The 1,661-nt window shown below is 63.3% G+C and carries 1 protein-coding gene and 1 pseudogene; both read left to right on the top strand.

The window, feature by feature from the left end; genetic code table 11:
- Positions 1–165: 165 nt before the first annotated feature.
- Positions 166–924, top strand: a pseudogene (locus AC11W3_RS08895) (transposase family protein).
- Between the two features lie 127 nt (positions 925–1,051).
- Entirely contained in the window at positions 1,052–1,420 is a 369-nt protein-coding gene (locus AC11W3_RS08890) for a DUF3761 domain-containing protein (RefSeq protein WP_484092865.1), read from the top strand.
- The last annotated feature ends 241 nt before the right edge of the window (positions 1,421–1,661 follow it).

The raw sequence follows: 1,661 nt of genomic DNA, 5'->3' as shown, positions 1-1,661 counted from the left end.
GAGCTTTTTCCATGTTCGTTAGTGGAGCGTTATCATTAAACCTGTAGGGTGACGTTGTCCGGAGCCTGACCGGCGGTTACCTTTCCGGCGGCTGGTCATGGAGAAGCCCTCGGTAGATCAGGAGGTGACTGAAGCCTTCTGATCTGACCGAGGACTAGATCGTTAATCTACCCTGGCGCTGTCACGCTGGCTGAGCACACCCTGACCTTTCTGGCCGACCTGATCCAAGCCCACCGGGAACGGCTGCACACCTGGCGCAAGCTGTCCGCCCGCGCGCAGGCGCTGCTGGTGCTGGCGCACCTGCGCAACGGGGACACCTACCAGCGGCTGGCCGCCGGCTTCGACATCGGGGTGGCCACCGCCTACCGCTACATCCGAGAAGCCGTCGCGCTGCTGGCCGGACTGGGCCGCAGCCTGACCGCGGCGCTGTGGGCGCTGGCCTGCACGCACAGCAACTTCGCCCTGCTCGACGGCACGCTAGTGCGCACCAACCGGATCCGCACCCACAACTGGCGGTACTACGCCGGCCGGCACCGCCACCATGGCATCAACCTGCAGGGGTTGACCGACCCGCAGGGCCGGCTGATCTAGATCTCCGATGGGTTGCCCGGCTCCACCCACGACCTGTCCGCCGCCTGCACCCACGGCGTGTTCGCCGTCGCCGCCCGCGCCGAGCTCTACCTGTACGCCGACAAAGGCTACATCGGCGGAGAGGGAGCCACCTTGCTCACCCCGTACAAAGGACGGAACCTGCCGGACTCGGCCCGGGAGGCCAACCGCTGCCACACCGCGATCCGCGCCCACGGCGAACGCGGCTTCGCCGTCCTGAAAACCTGGAAGATCTTCGACCGGTACCGCGGCTGCCCACGCCGAGCCGGCGCCTTCGCCCGGGCCGTCCTCACCCTCGAACAGCACCCCCAGTAAAGGAACATGGAAAAAGCTCAATATGAGCTCATTACTGACGAGACATAAAACACTATTCGTGGGCTTGGTCGCCCTGGTGGCTGGTGGGCTACTCACGCTGGGTGCAGAACATGCGCCAGCTGCTCTGGTGAAGGGTGCGAGTGTCATCGCCCCGACCATCACCGCCACCCCCACGGTTCACCCATCCGTGACACCCACACCAACGGTCACGCTGACCCCGGCTCCCACTGCCACGCTCACACCGGTACCGAAGCGCTCCTTTGTCCCAGCACAGTCAACGATCCAGTCCGTCCACCCCACGGTAGTCCAGAGCGGACTGAGTAACGACCGGTACTACACCAATAGCGACGGGAACCAACTCCACTCGCCCGCATATTCCAACGATGGCTCCGTACCGGCAGGCGCGAGTGCTATCTGCGGGGATGGAACCTACTCGTTCAGCCAGCACAACCGGGGTACCTGCTCCCGCCACGGTGGCGTCAGCCAGTGGCTATAGGAGTGAACGTAGCCGGGCCTGCTCGTCCAGGAACGACCATCTATGAAACACACCCGTAGCGATTACCAGAAGACGTTGACCGGCATCAGTCAATTCCTCATGAGCGACGTCGTCCTCACCGCATCAATTCGCTGGACTTTCATCCTTGGGGTGATATTTCTCACCGTAGGACGTCATTTAGAATAGGGTGCCTCTTCGGGGTCAGTTATGGGAAGGTCCCCTTCCCGCTGGCAATCCGGCG

The organism is Geomonas sp. (assembly GCF_056994735.1).
This window is presented reverse-complemented; position numbering and strand designations above follow the sequence as displayed.